The organism is Microbacterium sp. LWH13-1.2 (genome assembly GCF_038397735.1).
In the GTDB taxonomy this organism is placed as follows: Bacteria; Actinomycetota; Actinomycetes; order Actinomycetales; family Microbacteriaceae; genus Microbacterium.
The window spans coordinates 1902752-1927859 of record NZ_CP151635.1 but is presented as its reverse complement, the minus strand read 5'-3'; the positions used below and the strand labels follow the sequence as shown (position 1 = coordinate 1927859).

At 65.6% G+C, this 25108-nt stretch carries 19 protein-coding genes and 3 rRNA genes; 20 read left to right on the top strand and 2 right to left on the bottom strand.

The annotated features are described in order from the left end of the window. The first annotated feature begins 66 nt into the window (after positions 1 to 66). The gene (locus tag MRBLWH13_RS09135) at positions 67 to 864 is read left to right on the top strand and encodes a DUF4184 family protein (protein ID WP_341954439.1); all 798 of its coding nucleotides are present in this window, start codon (positions 67 to 69) and stop codon (positions 862 to 864) included. On the opposite strand, the gene MRBLWH13_RS09130 is transcribed toward MRBLWH13_RS09135, so the two are convergent. Beyond that, positions 849 to 2180 carry a CoA transferase gene (locus tag MRBLWH13_RS09130; protein WP_341958269.1) on the bottom strand — a complete coding sequence of 444 codons (1332 nt, stop codon included), beginning with the start codon at positions 2178 to 2180 and terminating at the stop codon, positions 849 to 851. The two genes, MRBLWH13_RS09135 and MRBLWH13_RS09130, sit on opposite strands and share 16 nt — an antisense overlap. 595 nt (positions 2181 to 2775) lie before the next feature. On the opposite strand from MRBLWH13_RS09130, the gene MRBLWH13_RS09125 reads away from it, so the two are divergent. The 3 genes from MRBLWH13_RS09125 to rrf all read left to right on the top strand — a co-directional run bounded on the left by MRBLWH13_RS09125 (position 2776) and on the right by rrf (position 8034). Beyond that, positions 2776 to 4300: ribosomal RNA gene (locus MRBLWH13_RS09125) — 16S ribosomal RNA — on the top strand. Between the two features lie 407 nt (positions 4301 to 4707). Beyond that, positions 4708 to 7811, top strand: a 23S ribosomal RNA gene (locus tag MRBLWH13_RS09120). 106 nt (positions 7812 to 7917) lie between these two features. Beyond that, positions 7918 to 8034: ribosomal RNA gene (gene rrf, locus MRBLWH13_RS09115) — 5S ribosomal RNA — on the top strand. The 16S, 23S and 5S rRNA genes sit together here, the layout of an rRNA operon. A 45-nt stretch (positions 8035 to 8079) precedes the next feature. On the opposite strand, the gene MRBLWH13_RS09110 is transcribed toward rrf, so the two are convergent. Beyond that, on the bottom strand, positions 8080 to 9414 hold the full coding sequence (locus MRBLWH13_RS09110) for a hypothetical protein (RefSeq protein ID WP_341954437.1): 1335 nt from the start codon (positions 9412 to 9414) through the stop codon (positions 8080 to 8082). A gap of 102 nt (positions 9415 to 9516) precedes the next feature. Between MRBLWH13_RS09110 and MRBLWH13_RS09105 the strand changes: the two genes are divergently transcribed. The 16 genes from MRBLWH13_RS09105 (at position 9517) to der (ending at position 25043) form a co-directional block, all read left to right on the top strand. Next, positions 9517 to 10479, top strand: coding sequence for a hypothetical protein (locus MRBLWH13_RS09105; RefSeq protein WP_341954435.1), 963 nt, complete (start codon positions 9517 to 9519; stop codon positions 10477 to 10479). Continuing rightward, positions 10479 to 11516, top strand: coding sequence for an HAD-IIA family hydrolase (locus MRBLWH13_RS09100; RefSeq protein ID WP_341954433.1), 1038 nt, complete (start codon positions 10479 to 10481; stop codon positions 11514 to 11516). The genes MRBLWH13_RS09105 and MRBLWH13_RS09100 overlap by 1 nt, the downstream gene beginning before the upstream one ends. Before the next feature lie 78 nt (positions 11517 to 11594). Beyond that, positions 11595 to 11771, top strand: coding sequence for a hypothetical protein (locus tag MRBLWH13_RS09095; protein ID WP_167347478.1), 177 nt, complete (start codon positions 11595 to 11597; stop codon positions 11769 to 11771). Then, entirely contained in the window at positions 11768 to 12565 is a 798-nt protein-coding gene (locus tag MRBLWH13_RS09090; protein ID WP_341954429.1) for a TlyA family RNA methyltransferase, read from the top strand. Before MRBLWH13_RS09095 ends, MRBLWH13_RS09090 begins: the two co-directional genes overlap by 4 nt. After that, positions 12562 to 13476: an NAD kinase gene (locus MRBLWH13_RS09085; protein WP_341954427.1), complete on the top strand. Its 915-nt coding sequence runs from the start codon at positions 12562 to 12564 to the stop codon at positions 13474 to 13476. The genes MRBLWH13_RS09090 and MRBLWH13_RS09085 overlap by 4 nt, the downstream gene beginning before the upstream one ends. Continuing rightward, positions 13473 to 15164 carry a DNA repair protein RecN gene (gene recN / locus MRBLWH13_RS09080; RefSeq protein ID WP_341954425.1) on the top strand — a complete coding sequence of 564 codons (1692 nt, stop codon included), beginning with the start codon at positions 13473 to 13475 and terminating at the stop codon, positions 15162 to 15164. Before MRBLWH13_RS09085 ends, recN begins: the two co-directional genes overlap by 4 nt. A 17-nt stretch (positions 15165 to 15181) precedes the next feature. After that, positions 15182 to 16879, top strand: a complete 1698-nt coding sequence (locus MRBLWH13_RS09075; RefSeq protein ID WP_311244457.1) for a CTP synthase — start codon at positions 15182 to 15184, stop codon at positions 16877 to 16879. Between the two features lie 36 nt (positions 16880 to 16915). Next, the gene (locus MRBLWH13_RS09070; protein WP_341954421.1) at positions 16916 to 17494 is read left to right on the top strand and encodes an NUDIX hydrolase; all 579 of its coding nucleotides are present in this window, start codon (positions 16916 to 16918) and stop codon (positions 17492 to 17494) included. A 2-nt stretch (positions 17495 to 17496) separates the two neighbouring features. After that, positions 17497 to 18399 carry a site-specific tyrosine recombinase XerD gene (gene xerD / locus MRBLWH13_RS09065; RefSeq protein ID WP_341954420.1) on the top strand — a complete coding sequence of 301 codons (903 nt, stop codon included), beginning with the start codon at positions 17497 to 17499 and terminating at the stop codon, positions 18397 to 18399. 166 nt (positions 18400 to 18565) lie between these two features. Beyond that, on the top strand, positions 18566 to 19399 hold the full coding sequence (locus MRBLWH13_RS09060; protein ID WP_056517281.1) for a ParA family protein: 834 nt from the start codon (positions 18566 to 18568) through the stop codon (positions 19397 to 19399). Beyond that, positions 19383 to 20270, top strand: a complete 888-nt coding sequence (locus MRBLWH13_RS09055) for a ScpA family protein (RefSeq protein ID WP_341954417.1) — start codon at positions 19383 to 19385, stop codon at positions 20268 to 20270. The genes MRBLWH13_RS09060 and MRBLWH13_RS09055 overlap by 17 nt, the downstream gene beginning before the upstream one ends. Beyond that, positions 20260 to 20862, top strand: a complete 603-nt coding sequence (gene scpB, locus MRBLWH13_RS09050) for an SMC-Scp complex subunit ScpB (protein ID WP_056516368.1) — start codon at positions 20260 to 20262, stop codon at positions 20860 to 20862. The genes MRBLWH13_RS09055 and scpB overlap by 11 nt, the downstream gene beginning before the upstream one ends. Positions 20863 to 20932: 70 nt before the next feature. After that, positions 20933 to 21721, top strand: coding sequence for a pseudouridine synthase (locus MRBLWH13_RS09045; protein WP_341954413.1), 789 nt, complete (start codon positions 20933 to 20935; stop codon positions 21719 to 21721). Beyond that, positions 21718 to 22863: a prephenate dehydrogenase gene (locus MRBLWH13_RS09040; RefSeq protein WP_082488127.1), complete on the top strand. Its 1146-nt coding sequence runs from the start codon at positions 21718 to 21720 to the stop codon at positions 22861 to 22863. The genes MRBLWH13_RS09045 and MRBLWH13_RS09040 overlap by 4 nt, the downstream gene beginning before the upstream one ends. After that, positions 22856 to 23530: a (d)CMP kinase gene (gene cmk, locus MRBLWH13_RS09035; protein ID WP_341954408.1), complete on the top strand. Its 675-nt coding sequence runs from the start codon at positions 22856 to 22858 to the stop codon at positions 23528 to 23530. Before MRBLWH13_RS09040 ends, cmk begins: the two co-directional genes overlap by 8 nt. Next, positions 23523 to 25043 carry a ribosome biogenesis GTPase Der gene (gene der, locus MRBLWH13_RS09030; protein WP_056306901.1) on the top strand — a complete coding sequence of 507 codons (1521 nt, stop codon included), beginning with the start codon at positions 23523 to 23525 and terminating at the stop codon, positions 25041 to 25043. The genes cmk and der overlap by 8 nt, the downstream gene beginning before the upstream one ends. The last annotated feature ends 65 nt before the right edge of the window (positions 25044 to 25108 follow it).

The following is a 25108-nucleotide window of genomic DNA, read 5'->3' as shown; positions in this document are numbered from 1 at the left end:
CACCTGGGCTGTTCTCGGGTGGCCGCCGTCACGCTTCACACCGGCCGAACCGACAGGAGACATCGGATGCCGTTCACACCGAGCCACGCCCTGGTCGCACTGCCCTTCATCCGCACTCCGCTGGTGCCGGCCGCGATCGCGATCGGCGCGATGACGCCCGACCTTCCCCTGTTCCTGCGCGGTGTCGGCCTCGACTACTCGTTCACGCACACGTTCGACAACGTGGTGTGGACTGCCCTGGTCGCTTTCGTGCTGTTCGTCATCTGGCGGGTCGTGCTCCGTCCGGCCGTCGGTGAATTCGCCCCGCTCTGGCTGGCGACCCGGATTCCTGCCGAGTGGTCCCGATCGGGAGCGGAGGCGGCACGACTCGCTGTGGGTGCCGGGTCGACGCGCCGGCTGTACCCGGTGCTGCTCGCCGTCTCGCTGATCCTGGGGGTGCTGTCGCACATCGTCTGGGATCTCTTCACGCACGAGGGGCGCTGGGGCGTCGATGCCTTCCCCGCGCTCGACGAGATGTGGGGCCCTCTGACCGGCTACAAGTGGCTGCAGCACGGGTCGAGCGTGATCGGCCTTGTGGTGATCGCGATCTGGGCGACGCTCCGCCTGCGTCGAACCGAACCGCGGGGCGAGGTGGCCAGGACACTGCCTGCGGGAGTCCGGATCTCGTGGTGGCTGTCGCTTCCGGTGGTGCTGGTGACGGCCACGGTCATCGGATACCTGGCGTACGGTCCCTTCACCGAGGAGTTCACGTATCAGCACCTCGCGTATCGGATACTGCCTCCGGCCTGCGCGCTGTGGGGCGCGCTGACCCTCGCGCTGTGCCTGGCCCTGCCCCTCTTCCGCCGGAATCACCAGCGCGGCTGATCCGACCCCCAGCGATGCGGCGCCGCGAACTCGAGCCCGGGAAGTGCGGCACTCGCCGTGGTGACCTTCCGCCCGGCGACGTCGAACGTCGTGGAGTGAGCGCCGGTGTCGACCTCGCGCGGAGGTTCCGGCTCATCGGCGCGAGGCATCCCGAGCAGCTCAGCGGCCACCCGACGCAGTGACGTGCGCACCGTCCAGCTGCCGCCTTCGCGTCGACGCCGCTCCAGCAGCGCGATGACAGCGGTCGCGAGCAGGTAGCCGGCGCTGTGGTCGAGTGCCTGGGCAGGGAGTGCTCCTGGCCGATCGCCGTCGGGCGACTCGATCAGCGAGATCCCCGATGCGGCCTGCACCAGGCTGTCGAAGCCGGCTCGATCCGGCTCGTCCATGCCCCAGGCGCTCAGCTGGGCGATCACCAGCCCCGGATACCGCTCGGTCAGCGCGGATGCGGACAGGCCGAGGTGGTCGAGCGATGACGGCCGGTATCCGAGCACGACGACATCCGCGGCGGCGAGGAGTTCGCGGAAGCGCTCGCTTCTCGCCTCGAGCAACGTCGTTCTCTTGCCGTGGCCGGTGTCGAGGTGCTGCCATTCGGGCTCCGGCAGGTCTGGCGGATCCACTCGGAGCACGTCGGCGCCGAGCAGCGCGAGAGTCCGGGTGCACACGGGGCCTGCGATCACGCGCGTGAGGTCGAGGATGCGAATGCCGGCGAGTGGTGCACCGCGGTCCTGCGCGAGCGGAGTGCTGCGGAGACGACCGCGGTTATCCACGGCATCCGGCCGTGTGACATCGAGCAGGGGAGCGGAGCGCCACCGCGCATCGAGGTGAGGGTCCTCGCCGAGCACGGGGACGGCGAGGCCGCGTTCTGCGGTGATGAGTCCGACCGCCTCGGTCGTCGTGCACTCCAGGATGGCCTCGCGCACGTCGTCACCGCTCGCGCCCGGATCGAGTCCGAGCCCGGTGAGGAGCCGCTGGGCGTGGTGCGGATAGTTGCCGTGGGTGCGCACCCATCCGTCGGCCGAGCGCCAGAACCCCGAGTGCGCCGACCAGACGTCGGGCGCGATGCCATCGACCGCGAGAACACGATCGCTCCTGTAGGCGGTTGAGATGCGATCCGGATCGGGACGTTCGCGGATGCCGGCCACCAGGCCGACTGCGCACACGCTCGCCCACGCGAGATCCGCGGTGGCCAGGCGTGAGGGGAGGGGGACGGGATGCGGTGGCACGACGTCGAGATCCACCTTCTGGTCCGTCAAGCCGAGCTCGGAGAACACCCGCTCCACCAGGGCAGCGGAGGGGGAGGGAATCGGGGGGTGCATCACGCTGCGATCGTACTCGTGACGCCGATCCAAGGCGATAATCCAGCCTGGACTGGGAAAACCCCGGATAGCATCGGGTGCGACACGCCCGGGGGTGGTGCCTCGATTTGCCAGAACCCCGGAACCCACGTAACTTATTACTTGTTCGCCCCACAGGGAAGCGGAGAGGCCGAGAGCTTCACCCCCCTCAAGCGGAGAACCACCTCCCACTCCACTCACTTGTGAGAACAGACGCCTGCGTCTAGGATGGGAGATCCACCCAATCTGCGGCTGTCAACAGCTGCGCAGCGGATCCAAGATCTGCACGGCGCGCTGATTTGACAAGCGAGTCGGGGTGGCTAAGATAGAGAAGTTGCCCTTCGGGCCTGGTTGTGATGACTGGGTCGTGGGAGCATCCGATCCTTGAGAACTCAACAGCGTGCACTTGTCAAATGCCAAATAACCTCGATTCAGCTTCGGCTGGATGAGATTCCTTTGGATCAAAGACCAACCTCCTTGTGGGGTTGGCAACGGATAAAGTCAGCAATGATTTGTCTCTTTGGTCAGCATCAAACTCGCTGCGTCACCGTTTTCCCGGTGTCGTATGCATTTCTTTTTTACGGAGAGTTTGATCCTGGCTCAGGATGAACGCTGGCGGCGTGCTTAACACATGCAAGTCGAACGGTGAACACGGAGCTTGCTCTGTGGGATCAGTGGCGAACGGGTGAGTAACACGTGAGCAACCTGCCCCTGACTCTGGGATAAGCGCTGGAAACGGCGTCTAATACTGGATACGAGTAGCGACCGCATGGTCAGTTACTGGAAAGATTTATTGGTTGGGGATGGGCTCGCGGCCTATCAGCTTGTTGGTGAGGTAATGGCTCACCAAGGCGTCGACGGGTAGCCGGCCTGAGAGGGTGACCGGCCACACTGGGACTGAGACACGGCCCAGACTCCTACGGGAGGCAGCAGTGGGGAATATTGCACAATGGGCGCAAGCCTGATGCAGCAACGCCGCGTGAGGGATGACGGCCTTCGGGTTGTAAACCTCTTTTAGCAGGGAAGAAGCGAAAGTGACGGTACCTGCAGAAAAAGCGCCGGCTAACTACGTGCCAGCAGCCGCGGTAATACGTAGGGCGCAAGCGTTATCCGGAATTATTGGGCGTAAAGAGCTCGTAGGCGGTTTGTCGCGTCTGCTGTGAAATCCGGAGGCTCAACCTCCGGCCTGCAGTGGGTACGGGCAGACTAGAGTGCGGTAGGGGAGATTGGAATTCCTGGTGTAGCGGTGGAATGCGCAGATATCAGGAGGAACACCGATGGCGAAGGCAGATCTCTGGGCCGTAACTGACGCTGAGGAGCGAAAGGGTGGGGAGCAAACAGGCTTAGATACCCTGGTAGTCCACCCCGTAAACGTTGGGAACTAGTTGTGGGGTCCATTCCACGGATTCCGTGACGCAGCTAACGCATTAAGTTCCCCGCCTGGGGAGTACGGCCGCAAGGCTAAAACTCAAAGGAATTGACGGGGACCCGCACAAGCGGCGGAGCATGCGGATTAATTCGATGCAACGCGAAGAACCTTACCAAGGCTTGACATATACGAGAACGGGCCAGAAATGGTCAACTCTTTGGACACTCGTAAACAGGTGGTGCATGGTTGTCGTCAGCTCGTGTCGTGAGATGTTGGGTTAAGTCCCGCAACGAGCGCAACCCTCGTTCTATGTTGCCAGCACGTAATGGTGGGAACTCATGGGATACTGCCGGGGTCAACTCGGAGGAAGGTGGGGATGACGTCAAATCATCATGCCCCTTATGTCTTGGGCTTCACGCATGCTACAATGGCCGGTACAAAGGGCTGCAATACCGCGAGGTGGAGCGAATCCCAAAAAGCCGGTCCCAGTTCGGATTGAGGTCTGCAACTCGACCTCATGAAGTCGGAGTCGCTAGTAATCGCAGATCAGCAACGCTGCGGTGAATACGTTCCCGGGTCTTGTACACACCGCCCGTCAAGTCATGAAAGTCGGTAACACCTGAAGCCGGTGGCCTAACCCTTGTGGAGGGAGCCGTCGAAGGTGGGATCGGTAATTAGGACTAAGTCGTAACAAGGTAGCCGTACCGGAAGGTGCGGCTGGATCACCTCCTTTCTAAGGAGCATCTGACTCTTCGGAGTCCAGAACCCAGTTCGAAGGCATACGTTCTTCGCTGGGAGCTCATGGGTGGAACATTTGACATGGTGCGAAGGATGAAGGTTTCTCTTAGTACACCGCTTGCGGTGGGAACGGGGAGGGCTTCGGATGTCGCACCTGCACGCTGTTGGGTCCTGAGGGACCGGATGCGATCTTCGGATCGTTTCTGTACCTCTGGGCCTCTTGTTGTTTCCCCCGTGTGGGGTGGCGAGAAGGGGTACCGCCCGTACTTTGAGAACTACACAGTGGACGCGAGCATCTTGCAGCCGGCTTCGGTCGGTTGCACAAGATGATCTTAAAGATCATTAGTCAATTTCATGGCAGGCTTTCGGGCCTGGTGTCGATTCTGATTCAAACTCATGTGATTTCAAGTCTTTAAGAGCAAACGGTGGATGCCTTGGCATCTGGAGCCGAAGAAGGACGTAGCAATCTGCGATAAGCCTCGGGGAACTGATAAGCAAGTTTTGATCCGAGGGTGTCCGAATGGGGAAACCCCGCTGGGCGGCGTGCCGACCTAGTGACTCCCGCCTGAATATATAGGGCGGGTAGAGGGAACGTGGGGAAGTGAAACATCTCAGTACCCACAGGAAGAGAAAGCAACCGCGATTCCGTTAGTAGTGGCGAGCGAAACCGGAACAGGCTAAACCTAGCGTGTGTGATAGCCGGCAGGCGTTGCACGTTGGGGGTTGTGGGACTTTTCAGTCATCTCTGCCGAGATGGCGGCGTTACACGATGGTATAGACGAACGGTCTTGAAAGGCCGGTCATAGAGGGTGCCAACCCCGTAGTCGAAATGCCAACCGTGGCGCGAAGAGTATCCCAAGTAGCACGGGGCCCGTGAAATCCCGTGTGAATCTGTCAGGACCACCTGATAAGCCTAAATACTCCCAGATGACCGATAGCGGACAAGTACCGTGAGGGAAAGGTGAAAAGTACCCCGGGAGGGGAGTGAAATAGTACCTGAAACCGTTTGCTTACAAACCGTTGGAGCAGCCTTAGTAGCTGTGACAGCGTGCCTTTTGAAGAATGAGCCTGCGAGTTAGCGATATGTGGCGAGGTTAACCCGTGTGGGGTAGCCGTAGCGAAAGCGAGTCTGAATAGGGCGATTCAGTCGCATGTCCTAGACCCGAAGCGAAGTGATCTATCCATGGCCAGGTTGAAGCGACGGTAAGACGTCGTGGAGGACCGAACCCACTTAGGTTGAAAACTGAGGGGATGAGCTGTGGATAGGGGTGAAAGGCCAATCAAACTTCGTGATAGCTGGTTCTCTCCGAAATGCATTTAGGTGCAGCGTTGCGTGTTTCTTGCCGGAGGTAGAGCTACTGGATGGCCGATGGGCCCTACAAGGTTACTGACGTCAGCCAAACTCCGAATGCCGGTAAGTGAGAGCGCAGCAGTGAGACTGTGGGGGATAAGCTTCATAGTCGAGAGGGAAACAACCCAGACCACCAACTAAGGTCCCAAAGCGCGTGCTAAGTGGGAAAGGATGTGGAGTTGCCTTGACAACCAGGAGGTTGGCTTAGAAGCAGCCACCCTTGAAAGAGTGCGTAATAGCTCACTGGTCAAGTGATTCCGCGCCGACAATGTAACGGGGCTCAAGCACGCCACCGAAGTTGTGGCATTGACATTATTGGTAGGCCTTCGTGGTCCAGCCGTGTTGATGGGTAGGAGAGCGTCGTGTGGCCAGCGAAGCGGCGGTGTAAACCAGCCGTGGAGGCTACACGAGTGAGAATGCAGGCATGAGTAGCGAAAGACGTGTGAGAAACACGTCCTCCGAAAGACCAAGGGTTCCAGGGTCAAGCTAATCTTCCCTGGGTAAGTCGGGACCTAAGGCGAGGCCGACAGGCGTAGTCGATGGACAACGGGTTGATATTCCCGTACCGGCGAAGAACCGCCCAAGCTAATCCAGTAGTGCTAAGTGTCTGAATCCCAGTGACTGATCCCTTCGGGGTGACGCTCTGGGCCTAGCGCACGACCCCATTCTGGTGCGGTTAGCGTATTAACAGGTGTGACGCAGGAAGGTAGTCCAAGCCAGGCGATGGTTGTCCTGGCGCAAGTGCGTAGGCCGAGAGATAGGCAAATCCGTCTCTCACATAGGCTGAGACACGATGCGGATAAAAAGTGGATGATCCTATGCTGCCAAGAAAAGCATCGACGCGAGGTTCTAGCCGCCCGTACCCCAAACCGACTCAGGTGGTCAGGTAGAGAATACCAAGGAGATCGAGAGAATCGTGGTTAAGGAACTCGGCAAAATGCCCCCGTAACTTCGGGAGAAGGGGGGCCTTCGACGTATTAGGACTTGCTCCGAAAGCGTTTGGAGGCCGCAGAGACTAGTGGGTAGCGACTGTTTACTAAAAACACAGGTCCGTGCCAAGTCGCAAGACGATGTATACGGACTGACGCCTGCCCGGTGCTGGAAGGTTAAGAGGACCGGTTAGCCGCAAGGCGAAGCTGAGAATTTAAGCCCCAGTAAACGGCGGTGGTAACTATAACCATCCTAAGGTAGCGAAATTCCTTGTCGGGTAAGTTCCGACCTGCACGAATGGCGTAACGACTTCCCAACTGTCTCAACCGCGAACTCGGCGAAATTGCATTACGAGTAAAGATGCTCGTTACGCGCAGCAGGACGGAAAGACCCCGTGACCTTTACTACAGCTTGGTATTGGTGTTCGGTGTGGCTTGTGTAGGATAGGTGGGAGACTGTGAAGCATGGACGCCAGTTCATGTGGAGTCATTGTTGAAATACCACTCTGGTCACTCTGGATATCTAACTTCGAACCGTAATCCGGTTCAGGGACAGTGCCTGGTGGGTAGTTTAACTGGGGCGGTTGCCTCCCAAAAAGTAACGGAGGCGCCCAAAGGTTCCCTCAACCTGGTTGGCAATCAGGTGTCGAGTGTAAGTGCACAAGGGAGCTTGACTGTGAGACTGACAGGTCGAGCAGGGACGAAAGTCGGGACTAGTGATCCGGCAGTGGCTTGTGGAAGCGCTGTCGCTCAACGGATAAAAGGTACCTCGGGGATAACAGGCTGATCTTGCCCAAGAGTCCATATCGACGGCATGGTTTGGCACCTCGATGTCGGCTCGTCGCATCCTGGGGCTGGAGTAGGTCCCAAGGGTTGGGCTGTTCGCCCATTAAAGCGGTACGCGAGCTGGGTTTAGAACGTCGTGAGACAGTTCGGTCCCTATCCGCTGCGCGCGTAGGAAATTTGAGAGGATCTGACCCTAGTACGAGAGGACCGGGTTGGACGAACCTCTGGTGTGTCAGTTGTTCCGCCAGGAGCACCGCTGATTAGCTACGTTCGGGATGGATAACCGCTGAAAGCATCTAAGCGGGAAGCCGGCCTCAAGATGAGATTTCCATACCTTCGGGTGAGAGGCTCCCAGCCAGACTACTGGGTTGATAGGCCAGATGTGGAAGTGCAGTAATGCATGCAGCTGACTGGTACTAATAAGCCGATGACTTGATAACACACCGTTTGTTGGTGCTACGCGTCCACTGAGTGGTTCTCGATGTACGGTCGAGAACCGCATGACAATGACTTTGTTATGTGTTTTGATTGAAACATCTATAGTGTTTCGGCGGCCATAGCGTGAGGGAAACGCCCGGTTACATTCCGAACCCGGAAGCTAAGCCTCACAGCGCCGATGGTACTGCAGGGGGGACCCTGTGGGAGAGTAGGACACCGCCGGACTTCTTTTAAGCAAATGGCCACCCATCGTTGGGTGGCCATTTTGCGTTAACAACATCTAGAACAGGGAGCATCATGCCGGAAGACCAAGAGCGCCGTCCGCGTCGCAACGACGACAATGGATCGCGCGGTCACCGTCCTTCCGGTGGACGCCCCGACCAGAACCGCAGCAGCGGCCCGCGTCGTGATGACGCTCCCCGTTCCGGCGGGTACAACCGTGACAACCGTGATGGTGGTGCACCTCGTTCGGGTGGCTACAACCGTGACAGCCGTGAGGGTGGTGCTCCCCGCTCGGGTGGGTACAACCGCGATGGTGGTGCCCCTCGCTCGGGTGGGTACAACCGCGACAACCGCGACGGCAGTGCTCCCCGTTCGGGTGGCTATAACCGTGATAGTCGCGACGGTGGCGCCCCGCGCTCGGGTGGCTATAACCGTGATAGTCGCGACGGTGGCGCACCGCGCACCGGTGGCTATAACCGTGATAGTCGCGACGGTGGCGCACCGCGCACCGGTGGCTATAACCGTGATAGTCGCGACGGTGGCGCACCGCGCACCGGTGGCTATAACCGTGACAATCGCGACGGTGGCGCACCTCGCACCGGTGGCTATAACCGTGACAATCGCGACGGTGGCGCACCTCGTTCCGGTGGCTACAACCGTGACAACCGCGACGGTGGCGCACCTCGTTCCGGTGGCTACAACCGTGACAACCGCGATGGCGGGGCACCTCGCTCGGGTGGGTACAACCGCGATAACCGCGATGGCGGGGCTCCCCGCTCGGGTGGGTACAACCGCGATAACCGCGATGGCGGCGCTCCCCGCTCGGGTGGGTACAACCGCGACAACCGCGACGGTGGGGCTCCCCGCTCGGGTGGGTACAACCGCGACAACCGTGATAGCCGCGATGGTGGCGCTCCCCGTTCGGGTGGGTACAACCGTGATAACCGCGATGGTGGCGCTCCCCGTTCGGGTGGGTACAACCGTGATAACCGCGATGGTGGCGCTCCCCGTTCGGGTGGGTACAACCGTGATAACCGCGATGGTGGCGCTCCCCGTTCGGGTGGGTACAACCGCGATAACCGCGATGGCGGGGCTCCCCGTTCGGGTGGGTACAACCGCGATAACCGCGATGGTGGCGCACCTCGCTCGGGTGGGTACAACCGTGACAACCGCGATGGTGGCGCACCTCGCTCGGGTGGGTACAACCGTGACAACCGCGATGGTGGCGCACCTCGCTCGGGTGGGTACAACCGTGACAACCGCGACGGTGGCGCTCCCCGCCAGGACCGTGACTCGTCTCGCTCGTACCCGCAGCGCGGGGGAGCGGGTCGCGAACGTCCGGTACAGGCCGATGGCGACCGTCCGCGGTTCAACGACCCGCACATTCCGGACGACGTCACTGCACGCGACCTGCACACCTCTGCGCGCAACGAGCTGAAGACACTGAGCAAGGAGAACGCCGACCTCGTCGCGCGTCACCTGGCCATGGCATCCCGCCTCATCGACGAAGACCCGGCGCTCGCCCACGAGCACGCCCTCGCGGCGTCGCGTCGCGCAGGTCGTATCGCCATCGTGCGCGAGACGCTCGGCATCACGGCCTACGCGACCGAGGACTTCGCTCTCGCGCTCCGCGAGCTGCGGACGTACCGTCGCATCTCCGGCAAGGACGATCAGATCGCCCTCATGGTCGACAGCGAGCGCGGGATCGGTCGTCCCGACCGTGCGCTCGAGACCGGCCGAGCGATCGACCGGGCCGCTCTCCCCACGCCTGTCCGCGTCTCGCTGGCGATAGCCATGTCCGGCGCACGTCTCGACCAGGGCGACCTGGAACTCGCACTCGGCGAGCTCGAGATCCCGGAGCTCGACCCGGACCGCGCGTTCGAGTGGAGCCCCGCGCTCTTCTCCGCTCGCGCCGCCGTTCTCGAGGACCTCGGACGCACCGATGAAGCCGAGTTCTGGGCGCACCGTGCCGAGGTCGCTGCCGAAGCGCTCGGAGTGGACGAGGCCGGCGACGAGGAGATCATCATCGAAGACGGCCTCATCGAAGGGGACTTCGACGACGAGGACCACGCAAAGCAGCCCGTCGCCGAGAGCGCTCGCGCTGATGGCGCTGAAGCCGTCACGGATGATGCAGACGCAGATGCAGATGCAGATGCAGACGCAGATGCAGACGCAGATGCAGACGCAGATGCAGACGCAGATGCAGACGCAGATGCAGACGCAGATGCAGACACAGACGCAGATGCAGATGCAGACGCAGACGCAGATGCAGATGCAGACGCAGAAGCGGACTCGGACGCAGACATCGAGCCCGAGCCGTCGATCGACGACGAGGTGCGCGAGCTCCTCGGCGAGGACGAGGACGACGATGCGCTCGCGTCCGACGAGTCCGATCCCGCCCCGGAGGACGACAAGCGCTCCGCATCCGACTCCTCCGAGGAGGCGTAGTGGGGTTGTTCTCGAAGAAGCCTGCGCTTCGGACGCCTCTCGCCGGGGTGGATGCCGTGCTGGCCGACCTCGACGGTGTCGTCTATGCGGGTCCGGGTGCACTTCCGCACGCCGTGGAGAGCCTCAACGCCGCTGCGGCGTCCGCGCGACTCGGGTACATCACGAACAACGCGTCGCGCACGGATGCCTCGGTAGCCGAGCACCTGACGAGCCTCGGGCTCGATGTCGCTCCGGCCGATGTGATCACCAGCCCGCAGGCGGCGATGCGCCTGCTCGCCGGGATCGTGCCGCCTCCGGCGACGCTGCTGATCGTCGGGGGAGCGGGGCTCGTCGACGAGGCGGAGAAGGCCGGCTACACGGTGACCCGCAGCGCAGAGGATGCTCCGGACGCCGTCGTGCAGGGCTTCGCTCCCGAAGTGGCCTGGACTGATCTGGCCGAGGCCGCCTTCGCACTGAAGGTGCCAGAGGAGGACGGCGGCATCCCCTGGATCGCCACCAACACCGACTGGACGATCCCGCGTGAACGCGGTGTCGCCCCCGGCAACGGGACGCTCGTGTCCGCCGTGCACACGGCCATCGGCCGTCTCGCGACGGTCGCGGGGAAGCCCGAGACTCCGATCTTCGAAGAGGCGACAGAGCGTTTCAGCGCGAAGAAGCCTCTGTTCATCGGCGACCGCCTCGACACCGACATCCTCGGTGCCGTTCGTGCAGGCATCGACTCCGCGCTCGTGCTCACGGGCATCGACCGTCCCAAGCACGTGCTCGCTGCTCCCGAAGGATCCCGGCCGACCTACATCCTCAGCGACCTCCGGGAGCTGCATGAGCCGTACCCCGAGGTCACGTCGAAGGACGGCATCCATTCGGTCAACGGCGCGTCCGTCCGCGTCGTCGGAGCGGACGTCGAGATCGTCGCCGAGGGCGACTCGCAGATCGACCTGCTGCGCGCGGGTGCGGCCGCGATCTGGGCATCCGGAACTCCGGTGTTCGTGCTTCGCGTGCCCGAGCGTCTCTACGACGACCCGTTCCACCGTCCCTGATAGGTGCCGGTGTGGGCCAGGTGGTTCGCGCCGCCGTGGCTCCGCCGCCGTGTCGGCCCCGCCGCGTACAGTAGAACCGTGAGCGAAGAGACGACGAACGCACCGACCGACGGTCTGTGGAGTCGCCTGCGCCTGATCGAGGGGCAGCCTCTCGCTGCCCGCGCGGGCGCGTACTCCGGGCTGCATGACGAACTCTCCCGCCGCCTCGACAGCGGCGCGAAGCTCGATCAGCGCGACGCACCGGGCGCCCGATGACGCGACTCGATGCTGCCCTCGCCGCGCGAGGTCTCGCCCGTTCGCGCACCCACGCCGCCACTCTGATCGCAGAAGGCGTGGTGAGCATCGACGGCCGACCGGTCGTGAAGGCCTCGACGCCTGTCGCCGACTCCGCCGAGATCACCGTCGCCGCGACAGATCACTATGTCGGCCGGGCGGCTCACAAGCTGATCGCCGCACTCGACGGCTTCGCGATCTCTGCCGAAGGGCGCCTCGCGCTCGACATGGGAGCCTCCACGGGCGGATTCACCCAGGTGCTCCGCGAGCGAGGAGCCCGTAGGGTTCTCGCTGTCGACGTCGGCCACGACCAGATGGCGGCGTCCATCGCTGCCGACCCCGCCGTCGTGCTCGTCGAGGGCTACAACGTCCGTCACATGACGCCCGAGAACCTGAAGGATGTCACGGGTGAGACCGAGGCTCCCGACCTGGTCGTCGGCGATCTCTCGTTCATCTCGCTCGAGCTCGTCCTCCCCGCAGTCGCGGGCATCGCCGCGCCCACGTCCGACATCGTGCTGCTGGTGAAGCCGCAGTTCGAGGTCGGGCGCACCGCGGTGCGCGGCGGGCTCGTCACCGACCCCGCGACTCGTGCCGATGCCGTGGCTCGCACCGCATGGAGCGCATTCGACGCAGGACTCGGGATGCTCGGCATCCTTCCCTCCCCGATCCTGGGGACGCACGGCAACTCGGAATATCTTCTGCACCTGGCGCCGGGGCGCGGAAGCGATCCGTCAGAATGGTCGGACCGCATCAACGCACTGGCAGGGAGACGATGAACGAGCGCAACATCCTGGTCGTCGCCCACGCCGGGCGCGAGGACACGGTCGATGCAGCCCGGAAGGTGATCGACGAGCTGCGCGGCGCCGGTGCGCGCCCGGTGCTCGCGGCCGATGACAGCGTCGACCTGCGCGCGGTCGATCCGCGCTTCGCCGACGTCGACGTGCTCGGCGAGACGGTCCAGCAGGACGCGCTCGAACTCGCCATCGTCCTCGGAGGCGACGGCACGATCCTCCGTGCCGCCGAGCTCGTGCGAGGCTGCGCGGCACCGGTGCTCGGCATCAACATGGGACACGTCGGGTTCCTCGCCGAGATCGATCGGGACGACATGGATGCGGCCGTGCGACGCGTCATCGACCGCGACTACGAGGTCGAGGACCGTCTGGCTCTGTCGGTTCGGGTCAAGGACGTCGACGGCACGGTCGTGTACGAGACCTTCGCCTTGAACGAGGCGACGGTCGAGAAGGCCAGCCGTGAGCGCATGATCGAGGTCGTGCTCGAGATCGACGGACTCCCGCTGTCGAGCTTCGGCTGCGACGGCATGGTCGTGTCGACCCCGACCGGGTCCACCGCCTATAACTTCTCGGCAGGCGGCCCTGTCATCTGGCCGAGCGTCGAGGCCATCGCCGTCGTGCCGCTCTCAGCCCACGCGCTGTTCGCGAAGCCGCTCGTCGTGAGCCCGGATGCCGCAGTGGCGATCGAGATGCTCGAAGGCACTTCGGGCGCCGGCATCCTCTGGTGCGACGGTCGACGGTCGCACGACCTCCCGCCGGGCGCGCGTGTCGTGGTGCGGCGATCGTCGCGCCCTGTGCGGCTCGCCCGTCTGCACCCCACCGAGTTCACGAACCGATTGGTGCGCAAGTTCCAGCTGCCGGTCGCGGGCTGGCGAGGACAGGGGCCGATCGCATGATCGAGGAGATGCGGATGCAGGGGCTCGGCGTGATCGCCGACGCCGTGCTGCCTCTCGGCGCAGGGTTCACCGCGATCACCGGCGAGACCGGTGCGGGCAAGACCATGGTGGTGACGGGTCTCGGGCTGCTGCTCGGACAGCGCGCGGATTCCGGTGCGGTGCGCGCAGGAGCGACGCAGGCATCGGTCGCCGGAGTATGGATCGTCCCCGAGTCCGGAGATGTCGCCGACATCGTCGCGGACGCCGGGGGAGAGCTGGAGCCCGCAGGAGCGGGTGCTGCAGAGCTCTACGTGTCTCGCACGCTCAGCGCCGACGGGCGCAGCCGAGCGAGCGTCGGAGGCCGCGCAGCGCCTGCGGGGGTGCTCTCCGCCCTTGCCGAGGAACTCGTCGTCGTCCACGGACAGTCGGAGCAGCTTCGACTGCGCTCATCCGCGGCTCAGCGGGATGCTCTCGACCGCTTCGGAGGTGCCTCCATCGCCAGGGCGCTCGAGGCGTACGCTTCGTCGTTCGCGCGCTGGCGCGAGCTCGACGCCGAGATCACCGATATCACGGAGAACCGCGATCGGCGGGCCGAAGAGGCCGTGCGCCTGCGCGAGGCGCTCGCCCTGATCGAGGCCGCGGCGCCCGAGCCGGGCGAGGACGTCGAGCTGTCCGCGCGGGCGGAACGCCTGGCGAATGCCGAGGAGCTCCGTCTCGCCGCCTCCCTGGCTCACGGCGCGCTCTCGAACGAAGAGGGCGAACCCGACGCATCCGCTCTGATCGCCGAAGCGCGTCGAGCGCTCGAGCGCGTCTCCGACACGTCACTCACAGAGATCTCCGCCGGCCTCGCCGACATCGGCTATCGCATCGCCGATGTCGCAGGTCAGCTGTCCGCGTACCTCGCGGACCTCGATGAGACCGGCCCGCATGAGCTCGCAGCGGTCGAGGAGCGCCGTGCGGCCCTCGGCACCCTGATCCGTGCGCACGGATCGCTCGATGAGGCACTGGAGCTCTGGCAGACGGGTTCTGCTCGGCTCGCCGAGCTCGACGACGACGGCGAGCGACTGGATCGGCTCGAAGCCGAGCGCGACACCGCTCGCGCCGAACTCGACGCCCGAGCCGATGCGCTGACCGCAGAGCGCACGGCAGCCGCCGCGAAGCTCGGCGTCGCCGTGAGCGATGAGCTGCACGCGCTCGCGATGCCCGACGCGCGACTCGAGGTCGCCGTCACACCGGGTGCCGAGAGCGCGCACGGCCGCGACGACGTCGCGATCCTGCTGGCACCGCACCCCGGAGCCGAGCCCAGATCGGTCGGCAAGGGCGCGTCCGGGGGAGAGCTCTCGCGTGTCATGCTCGCGATCGAGGTCGTGATCGCCGGAACCGACCCCGTGCCGACCTTCGTGTTCGATGAGGTCGACGCCGGCATCGGCGGCGCCGCGGCGATCGAGGTCGGGCGACGACTCGCCCGACTCGCCGAGAAGTCGCAGGTCATCGCGGTGACGCATCTCGCGCAGGTCGCGGCGTTCGCCACGAACCATCTCTCGGTCGTCAAATCCCACGACGGCGCGGTCACAGCATCCAGCGTCCGCCGTCTGGAGGGGGAGGAGCGCGAGGCCGAGATGGCCCGACTGCTCTCCGGACTGACCGATTCGGACGCCGCGATCACCCACGCTCGGGAACTTCTCACCCTCGGCACCTCCACTGACTGATAGGATCGAAGCCCGTGATGAACTCTTCTTCTGCGGGGCCCAAGAACGACACGACCAAGCACATCTTTGTGACGGGTGGTGTCGTTTCGTCTTTGGGTAAGGGGCTCACTGCCGCAAGCCTCGGCAACCTTCTGACGGCACGCGGACTCCGCGTCGTCATGCAGAAGCTCGATCCGTACCTGAACGTCGATCCGGGCACGATGAACCCGTTCCAGCACGGCGAGGTCTTCGTCACGGACGACGGCGCCGAGACCGATCTCGACATCGGACACTACGAGCGCTTCCTCGACATCAACCTGTCGCAGGCTGCCAACGTCACGACCGGACAGATCTACTCGCAGGTGATCGCGCGCGAGCGCCGCGGCGAGTACCTCGGCGACACCGTGCAGGTCATCCCGCACATCACCGACGAGATCAAGCGACGCATGCGTCTGCAGGCGACCGAGGACCCCCGTCCCGACGTGATCATCACCGAGGTCGGTGGAACGGTGGGTGACATCGAGTCGCAGCCGTTCCTCGAGGCGGCACGTCAGCTCCGCCACGAACTCGGTCGTGACAGCGTGTTCTTCGTGCACGTATCGCTCGTGCCGTTCATGGGCGCGTCCGGCGAGCAGAAGACCAAGCCCACCCAGCACTCGGTCGCGGCCCTCCGCCAGGTCGGCATCCAGCCCGACGCCCTCGTGCTGCGCAGCGACCGTCCGGTCAGCGAGAGCAACCGCAACAAGATCGCGCTCATGTGCGACGTCGACGCCGAAGGCGTCATCAACACGGTCGACCTGCCGAGCATCTACGACATTCCCTCGACGCTGAACGATCAGGGCCTCGACTCGTACATCGTGCGCCGCCTCGGCCTCGACCAGAAGGCCGCAGATGAGGTCGACTGGTCGCGGTGGAGCAAAGTGCTGCATGCGGTGCACAACCCCAAGCACGAGGTGACGATCGGCCTGGTCGGCAAGTACATCGACCTCCCCGACGCCTACCTCTCGGTCACCGAGGCGCTCAAGGCCGGCGGCTTCGCCCAGGAGACCAAGGTCAACATCCGCTGGATCCCCTCGGACCGCTGCGAGACTCCCGAGGGCGCGCAGGAGCAGCTCGCCGCACTCGACGGCATCTGCGTCCCCGGTGGATTCGGCATTCGCGGCATCGAGGGCAAGCTCGGCGCGCTGAAGTTCGCACGCGAGCAAGGGATCCCGACCCTCGGCCTCTGCCTCGGCCTGCAGTGCATGGTCATCGAGTACGCCCGTGACGTGGCCGGCATCGCCGGAGCATCCTCGAGCGAGTTCGACCCCGAGACCACCGAGCCCGTCATCGCGACCATGGCCGAGCAGGTCGAGATCCTCGACGGCGGCGACCTGGGCGGCACGATGCGTCTCGGCCTCTACAAGGCTGCGCTGGCCGAAGGTTCGCTGGCGAGCGAGCTGTACGGCGCGCCGGAGGCCTCGGAGCGCCACCGCCACCGCTACGAGGTCAACAACGCTTATCGCACGCGTCTGTCCGAGGCCGGTCTCGTCTTCTCGGGGCTGAACCCCGAGCTCGACCTCGTCGAGTACGTCGAGCTTCCGCGCGACGTGCACCCGTACTACATCGCCACGCAGGCACACCCCGAGCTCCGCTCGCGTCCGACCGATCCGCACCCGCTGTTCCGCGGTCTCGTCGGAGCGGCGATCGAGCGTCACCGCTCGAGCGAGCTGTTCGACGTGGAAGCCGATGCCTGAGTTCGGCGGAGCCGATGCGTGAGTTCGGCGGAGCCGATGCCTGAGTTCGACGAACTGCGGGACGAGCCCTTCGAGCCCGAGGTCCTCCACAGCGAGGTCGGGTTCGAGGGCGTCGTCTGGAACGTGCGCGACGACCGCGTGCGTTACGGCGATGGTGAGATCCGCCGCCAGTACGTCGCGCACACGGGCGCCGTCGCGATCCTCGCGCTCGACGACGACGGACGCGTGCTGCTTATCCAGCAGTATCGGCATCCGATCCGTCACCGCGACTGGGAGTTGCCCGCCGGTCTGCTCGACGTGCCTGGGGAGGAGCCCGTCGAGGCTGCCCGGCGCGAGCTCGCCGAGGAAGCCGACCTGGTCGCCGCGGAGTGGGAGCCCCTCGTCTCGTCATGGACGACACCTGGCGGCAACGACGAGGTCATCCACCTCTTCCTCGCCACAGGGATCTCTGCTGCACCGTCCGCGCACGCGCGGGAGGACGAAGAAGCTGACATCCGCGTCGAGTGGGTTCCGCTCGACGACGTGGTCAGGGCGATCCTCGACGGCCGCATGCGCAACGGCATCCTCAGCATCGGTGCGCTCGCGGCCGCGCAGAGGCTGCGCGACCGGAGCTGAGGATGCAACTCGATCGTGCGCTGGACACGTATCTGCGCCACGTCACGATCGAGCGCGGGCTCAGCGAGCACACGATCGCGGCCTATCGTCGCGATCTCGGCGGCTATCTGGAGTGGCTGGATGCCGAGAGCATCGTCGACACCGCCGAGATCACTCCGGCGATCGTGGGGCGCTTCATCGCTGATCGCTCCTCCGCCGACCCGGCGCCGGCCGCGACGAGCCTCGCGCGGTTGCAGTCGTCCGTGCGGGGATGGCATCGGTTCCTCGCCCGTGAGGGCATCGAGGACGACGACCCCAGCGGCCGTCTGAGGCCCCCCAAGGCTCCGCGCCGGCTGCCCAAGGCGCTGACCATCGATCAGGTCGAGCGGCTGCTCGAAGCGCCGAGCGCCGAGGATCCGATCGGCATCCGGGACCGGGCCCTTCTCGAGCTGCTCTACGCGACCGGTGCCCGAGTGTCGGAGGCAGTGGGCCTCGACGTCGACGACCTCGCCCACGGCGACGTCCTCCGGCTTCGGGGCAAGGGATCGAAGGAGCGCATAGTTCCGATCGGATCGTTCGCCCGCACAGCGGTGGACGCATACCTCACGCGGGTGCGGCCCGGGCTTGCGGCGAAGGGGCGAGCCTCGGCCCGCCTGTTCCTCGGCGCCCGCGGTGCCCCGCTGTCTCGGCAGAGCGCGTGGCTCGTGATCCGTGCGGCGGCCGAGCACGCGCACATCACCGCCGAGGTCTCGCCGCACACCCTGCGCCACTCGTTCGCGACGCATCTGCTGCAGGGGGGCGCCGACGTGCGCGTCGTACAGGAGCTGCTCGGCCACGCGTCGGTGGCGACGACCCAGATCTACACGCACGTGTCGGTGGACACCCTGCGCGACATCTACGCGACCTCCCACCCCCGCGCCCGCTGACCCGCCACGCGCGGGCGGCGCGGCGAAAACGCGGGATCGCCGGGGCTGAGGCGTCGATCCCCCCGGGCGATCGCTAGAATCGACCAAGCACGAAGGAGCAGGAGAATCGGTGGCTGAGAACGCGGCGAAGTCCAGGGCGAAGACGTCGAAGACCGACGACACACCCATGGGACCCACCGGGCGTCCCTATCACGGCTTCGCGACCCCGGAACCGCTCGCATCGCACGGTCCCGCTCGCATCATCGCCCTGTGCAACCAGAAGGGCGGCGTCGGCAAGACGACGACGTCGATCAACCTCGCCGCTGCGCTGGCCGAATACGGTCGCAAGGTGCTCGCCGTCGACTTCGACCCCCAGGGCGCGCTGTCGGCCGGCCTCGGCATCCAGACACACGACGTGCCGACCATCTACGACCTGCTGCTCGACACGAAGCGCGACGCGCACGACGCGATCGTGCACTCGGGTGTCGAAGGCCTCGACGTGATGCCCGCCAACATCGACCTGTCGGCAGCCGAGGTGCACCTCGTCAACGAGGTCGCGCGTGAGACGATCCTCGCCCGCGTGCTGCGTCAGGTGGCGGGGGAGTACGACGTCATCCTCATCGACTGCCAGCCGTCGCTGGGTCTGCTGACCGTCAACGCGCTGACCGCCGCGCACGGCGTGATCATCCCGCTCGAGTGCGAGTTCTTCGCTTTGCGCGGTGTGGCGCTGCTGATCGAGACCATCGACAAGGTGCGCGACCGGCTGAACCCGTCGATCACGATGGACGGCCTCCTCGCCACGATGTACGACCCGCGCACCCTGCACTCGCGCGAGGTGCTCGAGCGAGTGGTCGAGGCGTTCGGCGACGACGTCCTCGAGACCGTGATCGGACGCACGGTGAAGTTCCCCGACGCATCGGTCTCCGGTGTGCCCATCACCGAGTTCGCACCGGAGCACGCCGCCGCCCAGGCGTACCTGCGGCTGGCGCGGGAGCTGGTCGCCCGTGGCGCTGTCGCCTGAGGTCGAGCCGTCCGACACCGCGGCTGAGGCCGCAGCCACGGCTGCCGAGGGACCGGCACCCACCGATCTCAGCGAGCCACCGGTCGCCGATCCCGGATTCCGGGTCTCGTTGACGAACTTCGACGGACCGTTCGACCTGCTGCTCACTCTCATCTCGAAGCATGAGATGGACATCACCGAGGTGTCGCTGAGCGCCGTCACGAACGAGTTCATCGCGTACCTCAAGGAGCTCGACGACGACGAAGAGCTCGACCAGGCCTCCGAGTTCCTGGTGGTCGCGGCGACACTGCTCGACATGAAGGTCGCCGGTCTCCTGCCGCAGGGAGAGCTGGTGGATGCCGAGGCCGTGGCGCTGCTCGAAGCCCGCGATCTGCTGTTCGCACGCCTCCTGCAGTACCGCGCGTTCAAAGAGGTCGCGACGTGGTTCGCCCGCTGCCTGCAGCGTGAGGACCGCCGCCATGTGCGGGCCGTGCGTCTGGACGAGAAGCATCGCAAGAAGACACCCGAGCTCGTCTGGTCGCTCAGCGCCGACGACTTCGCCGCGCTGGCTCTGCTGGCGTTCGCGCCGAAGGAGATCCCTCACGTCGGGCTCGATCACCTGCACGCCCCGCTCGTGAGCATCCGGGAGCAGGCCGCAATCGTCGTGACCCTGCTGCGCACCGCCGAGTCGGTGAGCTTCCGCGAGCTGGTCGCGGGGGTCACGGAACCCGGGATCGTGGTCGCGCGATTCATCTCCGTCCTGGAGCTGTACCGCCATGCGGCGCTCTCCTTCGAACAACTGGAACCGCTCGGCGAGCTGACGCTGCGCTGGGCCGCCGACACCTGGTCGGACGAGACTCTGGCATCTCTGGGGGCCGACTATGACCGATGACGTGACAGAAGCCCCGACCGACGAGGTCGTTCGCGAATCGCCTCTCTCCGAACGGATCGAGGCGATCCTGCTGATCATCGACGAGCCGATCGGTCTCGTCGCTCTCGCGGCCGCGGTCGGCTCGCCCGTCGCTGCGGTGCGTCAGACGATCGAGACGCTCGTCGACGACTACGACGGCAAGGGTCAGGGGCCACGGCGCGGGTTCGAGCTCCGCGAGGTCGGTGGCGGCTGGCGTCTCTACGTCCGCGAGGATCACGACGACGTGGTCGCCGAGTTCGTCGGCGGCCAGGCTCCCGCGCGTCTGTCGCAGGCGGCGCTCGAGACGCTCGCGGTGATCGCCTACAAGCAGCCGGTCACTCGCAGCCAGGTGGCATCGATACGTGCGGTGAACGTCGATTCCGTGGTGCGCACGCTGCTCGCGCGCGGACTCATCACGGAGCTGTTCGCAGACTCCGAGACCGGTGCGATCAACTACGGCACCAGCGACGCACTCCTGCAACACCTGGGCATCAACTCGCTCGACGAGCTGCCCCCCATCTCTCCTCTGCTCGACGACGGCGCAGACGGCTTCGACGAAGGGACCATCCGATGAGCGGGGTTCCGAGGACGGCCGTCCGCGTGGTCTCGACGCAGAGTTTCAGTTTCGACGAAGGGACCATCCGATGAGCGGCTTCGAGACACCCGAGGGCGTGCGCCTGCAGAAGGTGCTGTCAGCGGCGGGCGTGGCCTCGCGGCGCGTGATCGAGCAGTACATCGTCGAAGGGCGCATCCGCGTCAACGGCGTGACCGTGACCGAGCTCGGCCGGCGCGTCGACCCCGAGAACGACCTCATCGACGTCGACGGCGCCGCTGTGCAGCTCGATGTGTCGAAGCGCTATGTGATGCTCAACAAGCCCACCGGCGTCGTGAGCAGCCTGCGTGACGAGAACGGCCGTCCCGACCTGCGCCGCTTCACCGACGACTATGAGGAGCGCCTCTACAACGTCGGACGTCTGGATGCCGAGACCAGCGGCCTGCTGGTCCTGACGAACGACGGCGACCTCGCACACGTGCTCGCGCACCCGTCGTTCGGCGTCACCAAGGTCTACATCGCGAAGGTGGAAGGCGAGGTGACGGCTCAGACGATCTCGAAGCTCACCAAGGGGATCGAGCTCGACGACGGGCCGATCGCCGCAGACAAGGCACGCCTGCTCGACACCTCCCGCGGGTCGAGCCTCGTGGAGCTGACCCTGCACTCGGGGCGCAATCGGATCGTGCGCAGGATGCTGGCCGCGGTCGGCCACCCCGTCACCGAGCTCGTGCGTCGGCAGTTCGGCCCGCTGCACCTGGGAACCCTCCCGGTTGGGAAGACGCGCGAACTGACTAAAATCGAACTGGGCGCGCTCTTGACTCTGTCGCGCCGTGATTCCGGTGTCGCCGAGGCGCCAGGCGAGCAGCAGGAGAACGAGTGACCGATACGACGAGTGCGCCCACGGGGGCTCGGAGTTCCGTCGCGCCGCGAATCGCGGCCAGGCTCTCCGGAACCGTGCGCGTCGTCGGCGCCGGTCTGCTCGGCGCGAGCATCGGCCACGCGCTCCGCGCCAAGGGCATCGACGTCGTCCTCGCCGACACCTCACCCGCGCAGCTGCGCCTGGCGATCGACTACGGCGCAGGTCGTGCCGTGGCCGACGACGACGCACCGACGCTCATCGTCGTCGCCGTGCCGCCGGACGTCACCGCCGACGTGATCGAGGCGGAGCTGGCCCGATTCCCCGACGCCGTCGTCACGGACGTCGCGAGCGTGAAGCTCGAGCCGTTCCGCAGTCTGCGCGACCGCGGTGTCGACATCACGCGCTACATCGGCTCGCACCCTCTCGCCGGACGCGAGCGCGGCGGAGCGATCTCCGCACGCGCCGACCTCTTCATCGGTCGCCCCTGGGTCGTCTGCCGCGATGCCGACACCAGGGCCGCAGACCTCGCTCTGGTCGAGGCCCTCGCGCTCGACGTCGGCGCGATGCCGCTCGAGATGACCCCGGAGGAGCACGACCGCTCCGTCGCTCTCACGTCGCACGTTCCGCAGGTCGTCGCCAGCCTCCTCGCCGGACGGCTCGCGGTGGCCGATGAGGGCGCGCTGCGCCTGTCGGGCCAGGGTGTGCGTGACACGACGCGCATCGCGGCATCCGCCCCTGAGCTCTGGGTGCAGATCCTCGGCGCGAACGCCGAGCCCGTCGTGGAGATCCTCGACGCTCTGGCAGCCGATCTCCGTGAGGTGTCGGACGCCCTGCGCGCCCCTGAGGCGCCCGGCGCCCGGCGCGTGGTGGCCGAGACCATCCGGCAGGGCAACGACGGCGTCGAACGTCTGCCGGGCAAGCACGGGCAGAACCAGAGGTTCGAGTCCCTCGTCGTCATGATCGACGACACCGCAGGTCAGCTCGGTCGACTGTTCGGCGAACTCGGCGAGCTCGGCGTGAACGTCGAGGACCTCCGCCTCGAGCACTCACCGGGCGCGCAGTTCGGTCTCGCCGAGATCAGCGTCGAGCCCGCTGCACTGCACGGGGCGATCACCGGACTCCAGGAACGCGGCTGGCGGATTGCAGGTACCACCAATGACTGATTTCATCGCCATCGACGGACCGGCCGGCTCCGGCAAGTCCAGCGTGTCCAAGGCCGTCGCCCGCAAGCTCGGATTCGGCTACCTGGACACCGGCTCCGCCTACCGCGCACTCGCCTGGCATGTTCTCGACCGGGGTGCGGACACGGCGGATGCCGAAGCCGTCCTCGCCGCGGTTGCCGAGTTCCCGGTGCGCCTGGGCCTCGACCCCGACGACCGCACCGTGCAGGTCGGCGACGTGGACGTCACCGACGCGATCCGCGAGCCGTCGGTCTCCGGCGCCGTGAGCGGGGTCGCGAGAGTGCCCGAGGTGCGCGAGCAGGTCAACCATCTGTTCCGCTCTCTCGTCGCCGACGCGCCGTACCCTGCCGTCGTCGTCGAGGGGCGTGACATCACGACCGTCGTCGCCCCGGACGCACCCGTCCGCATCCTTCTCACGGCCGCGCCCGAGGTGCGCGCCGCACGACGTGCCGGCGAACTCGCCGGCGAGAACGCCGAAGCCGTCGCCGCCGCACTGCACAAGCGCGACGCATCCGACAGCGCCGTCGTCGACTTCCTGAACGCCGCAGAGGGCGTCGAGGTCGTCGATTCGACGGAGCTCGATTTCCCACAGACCATCGACGCCGTCCTCACGGTGATCGAACGAATCCGAGGAGTACACCATGGCTGACGACGAATACGAAGGCGGCCCCGACCAGCTCGCCGAGAAGATGGAGCAGCTCGACGAGCAGCTCGCCGAGGCGCGCGCCGAGACGCTGCGTGCGGGTCTCGCCGACTACGACCTGGACGATGAGGATGCTGCGCTTCTCGCCGGGATCACGATGGGCGAGGACGGGATCCAGTTCTTCCCCGCGCTGCCGGTCGTCGCGATCGTCGGACGACCGAACGTGGGCAAGTCCGCGCTCGTGAACCGCATCCTCGGCCGCCGCGAAGCCGTCGTCGAGGACACCCCCGGTGTGACCCGCGACCGCGTGACGTACAAGGCCGAGTGGGCCGACCGTCGCTTCTCGCTCGTCGACACCGGAGGCTGGGAGCCCGACGCTCGTGGTATCGACCGCTCCGTCGCCGCTCAGGCAGAGGTCGCGATCGATCTCGCCGATGTCGTGCTGTTCGTCGTCGACGCGATGGTCGGCGCCACGTCGACCGACGAGCACGTCGTGAAGCTGCTGCGCAAGAGCGGCAAGCCCGTCTTCCTCGTCGCGAACAAGATCGACGACGCCCGCCAGGAGCCCGAGGCCGCGGCTCTCTGGAACCTCGGACTCGGTGAGCCCCACCCGGTCTCGGCGATCCACGGTCGTGGAGTCGCCGACCTTCTCGACGCTCTGCTGAAGACGCTTCCGGATGTCTCGGCGGTCGCGAAAGCGGAGATCGGTGGACCTCGTCGCGTCGCGATCCTCGGTCGCCCGAACGTCGGCAAGTCCTCGCTGCTCAACAAGGCCGCAGGCGAGGAGCGAGTGGTCGTCAACGACCTCGCGGGTACGACCCGCGACCCGGTCGACGAGATCGTCGAGCTCGGCGGCAAGCTGTGGCGCCTGGTCGACACCGCCGGCATCCGTCGCCGCGTGCACATGGCGCAGGGCGCTGACTTCTACGCCTCGCTGCGCACCTCGGCTGCTCTCGAGAAGGCCGAGGTCGCAGTCGTCGTCCTCGATGTCTCCGAGACGATCAGCGAGCAGGACGTGCGCATCATCGATCTCGTGCTCGAGTCCGGTCGCTCGCTCGTGCTCGCGTTCAACAAGTGGGATCGTCTCAACGACGACGATCTCGAGAACGCGGACCGCCGCCGCTACCTCGAGCGTGAGATCGAGCAGGACCTGGCGCACGTCGCCTGGGCTCCGCGCGTGAACATCTCGGCCAAGACCGGCCGTCACCTCGACAAGCTGGTGCCCGCGCTCGAGACGGCTCTCGAGAACTGGGATCGTCGTATCCCGACGGGCAAGTTCAATGCCTTCCTCGCCGAACTCGTCGCCGAGCACCCGCACCCGCTGCGTGGAGGAAAGCAGCCGCGCATCCTGTTCGGCACCCAGGCGTCGACGCGTCCGCCGACGTTCGTGCTGTTCACGACCGGATTCCTTGACCCGGGATACCGCCGATTCATCCAGCGTCGCCTTCGCGAGCTGTACGAGTTCGACGGAACCCCGATCGTCATCAACATGCGCGTCCGCGAGAAGCGCCAGCGCTGAGTCGCATCCGAGTCGCCGCTGTGCCCGCGCGAATTCGCGCGGGCACAGTTGTGTCTGCCGGGCGT